The sequence below is a fragment of the Methanospirillum hungatei genome, from assembly GCF_020216685.1.
In the GTDB taxonomy this organism is placed as follows: Archaea; Halobacteriota; Methanomicrobia; order Methanomicrobiales; family Methanospirillaceae; genus Methanospirillum; species Methanospirillum hungatei_B.
Genome location: NZ_JAIWNS010000275.1, coordinates 1 through 4,022, shown reverse-complemented (window position 1 = coordinate 4,022; position 4,022 = coordinate 1). Strand labels below are relative to the sequence as shown.

Annotated in this window: 5 protein-coding genes; 3 read left to right on the top strand and 2 right to left on the bottom strand. The window is 42.7% G+C overall.

Features of this window, described 5'->3' with window-relative positions:
* Positions 1–198: 198 nt before the first annotated feature.
* Complete coding sequence (locus tag LDL35_RS14825) at positions 199–1,293, bottom strand: FmdE family protein (RefSeq protein WP_304023870.1); 1,095 nt, start codon at positions 1,291–1,293, stop codon at positions 199–201.
* 307 nt (positions 1,294–1,600) lie between these two features.
* On the opposite strand from LDL35_RS14825, the gene LDL35_RS14820 reads away from it, so the two are divergent.
* The 3 genes from LDL35_RS14820 to LDL35_RS14810 all read left to right on the top strand — a co-directional run bounded on the left by LDL35_RS14820 (position 1,601) and on the right by LDL35_RS14810 (position 3,484).
* Positions 1,601–2,233: an FmdE family protein gene (locus LDL35_RS14820; RefSeq protein WP_304023867.1), complete on the top strand. Its 633-nt coding sequence runs from the start codon at positions 1,601–1,603 to the stop codon at positions 2,231–2,233.
* Positions 2,234–2,363: 130 nt separating this feature from the next.
* Positions 2,364–2,963 carry a type IV pilin N-terminal domain-containing protein gene (locus tag LDL35_RS14815; protein ID WP_304023865.1) on the top strand — a complete coding sequence of 200 codons (600 nt, stop codon included), beginning with the start codon at positions 2,364–2,366 and terminating at the stop codon, positions 2,961–2,963.
* The gene (locus LDL35_RS14810; protein WP_304023863.1) at positions 2,963–3,484 is read left to right on the top strand and encodes a type IV pilin N-terminal domain-containing protein; all 522 of its coding nucleotides are present in this window, start codon (positions 2,963–2,965) and stop codon (positions 3,482–3,484) included. The genes LDL35_RS14815 and LDL35_RS14810 overlap by 1 nt, the downstream gene beginning before the upstream one ends.
* 4 nt (positions 3,485–3,488) lie before the next feature.
* Here the strand turns inward: LDL35_RS14810 and LDL35_RS14805 are convergent.
* Positions 3,489–4,022: class I SAM-dependent methyltransferase (locus LDL35_RS14805; protein ID WP_304023859.1), on the bottom strand; the 534-nt coding region annotated here is incomplete at its 5' end.

The window sequence follows — 4,022 nt, the reverse complement described above, 5'->3', positions numbered from 1 at the left end:
ATAACTTCTTTTACCTCTGCTGGAATAGTGACCGTTCGGCCATATCCATCGGTAATTGTTCTCTCTGATCCAGTTGAATCAGTAGCCATGCATGCTGGTATAGCTACAAGAGAAACCAGCATTAAGATTGCAATTAGAATTGTTTTCAGGTTTTTCATATGATCACTCACATTTTTTTGTATGCAGGGGATAATGCAATTACAGCATCCCCAGGACTTTATACGGGTTATTCCCGGCGGTCTTCAGTTTTGTCAGGTTAACCTCATCAACATCAAACTCTTTGAGTGTGGTGATGACTGATTCAGGGTTATCGATATATGGCATCATACCGATATCCTGGACAAGCTTTGGTGCCCACGTTGGCCCGGTCCAGTTCACAAGACCCAGTTCCTCACTTATCTGATCAAAGTTAAATCCTAATGCAACTCCTTTTCCTTTTTTGGCTGCATCATTCCAGCGTATGATAATCCCTGCCGGCCTGGTGCCATACTTAGCCTTTAGTGCGGCTTCATCGTCCGGGCTTAATGTCATGACAAACATACTGTTCTTACCCGGAGTGCTGTCCCAGATCATCTGGAATGCATCTTCCTTACACCAGTTCGGGCATCCGATGTCGATGTATGTTTCAGCCGACTGATTCGTGATCGGCAGGTTCTTCTGAATATACTTGATGATCATATATCCACTGGTAACACCCGGGCAGAGATGATCATGAAATGCCGCAGCGTTCATGAAATCATAGGTTGCTCCTGCAGCCCAGACATTTGAAAGCCCGACCAGTGAGAACTCGTTCCCGCCAAACTTCTTCTTGTTAAAGGTGGTATTCCCTTCATCCGGGTTTGCAAGCAGCTTGTCCAGGTTCGCACTCATGAACGTGACCTGTCCGAACGCCTTGTCTGCCGGAAGAGCTGCCCGTTCCTCTGCACTCATGGTATAGAACGCTGCATCAGGCTCCATATATGCAGCAAGTCCTGAATCCTTATTATAGAAGTAAAACCAGAGCCCTTTCCAGTCCGGGCGGTTCACCTGGTAAAGATTATTGTCACCATTTCGAAGACCGGACGTATCAGTAAGACCGGATAATGCACGCTCCGTGGTCTTTCCTTTTACAATTGCATGGCCGGCATTGGTAAGGGCCAGGATATTGTCTGCTCCCGGTTCAAATTTCAAAAGATCCATACCTACTTCCGCTGCCCGCGACCCCAGATCATACATGAGATCATCTTCAGCTGCTGCTGAAATTGGAATAAATAGGCAATAGAGTGCTATCAGGAAGATTATCGTTCGTTTCATTGTATCCCTCATTCATCCGGAATGACTGCCATTCATTCAGAAATCCGATGTCTGCTTAAATAAAGTAATTTTAAGCCTAATTGTGTCTTATTTTACTTTACAAATTTTACAGACATCTTAATTAATTATACGATTATTATGAAATTTAAAACTATTGAAAATAATCTTATTATTTTTCACAATTGAGTATATATTTTCTCTATATTTTCTTTCATTATCTCAATTTTTACAATTTTACGAGTTACTCATAATACAATTCTGACACATAAACGATGATTATATGTGTTTCCCCCGATAACCTAATATCATGTGTATTTCATCATCCGCCGGAGAACCCGTCCAGGGCACTTATGGATCATATGAGCAGGCAGTTGAGTTTCACGGGCATTCATGCGGCGGTCTTGCATCCGGCTACCGGGTCGCCATTGCGGCCATGAAAGCACTGGGGGTTGAACGTCCAAAAGATGAAGAACTAGTTGCAATCGCAGATACCGATGCCTGTGGAGTTGATGCTGTTCAGGTGATTACCGGATGCACGGCAGGAAAGGGTAATCTTATCATCAATGATTATGGAAAACACGCATTTACGTTCTATTGCAGAAGGAGTAACAAAGCGGTTCGTGTTGTGACCAGTCTTGATGGATTCCTGCCCGAAGAGATGAATGCACTCCGACCAAAGGTGTTCTCCGGCCAGGCAACAGAGGAAGAAAAAGCACGGTACCAGGAACTCGCTCATCAAGGTGTTCATGCAATCCTTACAGCACCAGAAGAGAAAATTCTGAAGATACAATTTGTTGATATGCAGCCACCCCGGAAAGCGAGGATATTTCAGTCAATTCCCTGTGAGTGCTGTGGTGAGATGGTAGCCGATGCAAAAACCCGTGAACATGATGGGAAACGGGTATGTATACCGTGTTACCTTTCGGCAACCAACTCCTAACCTTATTTTCATTTTTTTCACGAACCCAAGTGTTTTATCGTATACTATATCTTTTTCTCTTTTCGTACAGATCTCAATTAAATTTATTTTTATATAGATCAAAAATATTTGTGATTGCTGGTCTCATACTATGTATACATTCAATGAAATTAAACGAGAGAGTTTTCATGAAAAAATATCCTCGAATTCTTCTCTAACATGCAGATATAAGAAAAGGAAAAAAGAGTCTGCCGTTTCTCCAGTAATTGGAATAATGCTTATGCTTATTGTCACGGTGATCCTTGCTGCGATACTGTCCGGATATGTTGGTGGAATGTCAGAGACAAAAAGCAGACCCCCCCAGTTAGTTTTACAAACAGAAGCATGCAGGTCTCCAAATGTAAATGTGACCATGATGGTTTTATCAGCAGGGGATGGAATTCCGACAAAGGATCTCAAAATTCTTACCACCTGGGGAACGAATCATGGAAATACCACAATAGGGACAAAGGGAATTTACCCAATCGGATTAGGTCCGGGTATAAAAGGATCAGAAGGTGCCGACCATTTTGGGAATTATTCCCTTCTTGGTGGAACACGGATGGTCATTAATAACACCGAATCCAGAACAGCATTTCTTGGGAAAGACTATGAGGAACTGGATAATGGTGATCCAATTCGTATCCGGTTCATCCATCTTCCGTCTCAAAGTACGATTTATGATCAGCAGATTATCGTTGGTGAATGCTGATGAAATCAGAGTCAGCGGTTTCTCCGGTAATTGGGGTACTACTCATGCTTACGTTAACCCTCATCATTGCAGCAATTGTGAATAGTTATGCCGGGGGGTTGATGAATACTCAAGAAAAATCGCTAGCAATTATCCTTCAGTCAGAATTTCATCGTGAGGATGGTGAGAAGTGGAATCTGACTCTTCATCATATCTCCGGAGATCCCCTGCCCACCTGTTGTGTGAATCTTATTATTCGGCCTTCCAGGACATTTTCCTGTGGATATGATACCATAAAAGAACTGGATAGAAGTAATATTAAAGAAAATACCAATTCAGAAAATTCATGGGCGAACGGGATCTCCTCAATGCATGCAGGAGATATTCATGTTATTTCCGGGACAAAAGAAGATATCGCAGAAAAAATACAGCCTCTGGGTATAGATTTTCTGGATGAGACCTCTATTGGCAATACATTCTATCTTGAATTATATTATGATCGAAACCTTATTGCAAGAAATGAGGTGTTAATTCAGCCTTGAAAAATTATTTCTTTCCCATAACAACCAGTCCATAGGGATGAGCGATAACCTGTACCCAGGTAAAACCGATATCCTGTAACAGGGCCTCTACCTCATCTTTTGTATACGCTGCCTGAACTGAGGTTTGAAACCCTTTTTTGATCTCCGGCCCCTGACAACTATCGAGCATAAACTGATAGATCTCGGGTGAAAGATCCCTTCGGAGATCACTCACACTACATGCACCACCTGGCTTTAAGACCCGGTATATCTCTGAAAATACTCTTCCTGGATCTTCCCATTCATGCAGGGATCCGTTTGAAAATGCACGATCAAATGTATTGTCTGCGAATGGCATAGAGAGGGCATTTCCTTCCCTGTAGGTTGCACGGTCAGAAAGACCATAATCCCGACTGTTCTTCTCTGCCATACGGATCATGGCAGGACTTATCTCAAGGCCGGTCAGGTGAGTTTTTTTCGTATTTTTTAGCCATTCAAGACCGAAGTATCCGGGTCTAGGACCAATTTCAAGAGCACTATCTCCTGGTTCTGATGTCTG

What these genes read in the sequence shown, in the direction of transcription:
- LDL35_RS14825 (WP_304023870.1), bottom strand. Translation starts at nt 1,293, where the DNA reads ATGAAACGAACGATAATCTTCCTGATAGCACTCTATTGCCTATTTATT.
- LDL35_RS14820 (WP_304023867.1), top strand. Translation starts at nt 1,601, where the DNA reads ATGTGTATTTCATCATCCGCCGGAGAACCCGTCCAGGGCACTTATGGA.
- LDL35_RS14815 (WP_304023865.1), top strand. Translation starts at nt 2,364, where the DNA reads ATGTATACATTCAATGAAATTAAACGAGAGAGTTTTCATGAAAAAATA.
- LDL35_RS14810 (WP_304023863.1), top strand. Translation starts at nt 2,963, where the DNA reads ATGAAATCAGAGTCAGCGGTTTCTCCGGTAATTGGGGTACTACTCATG.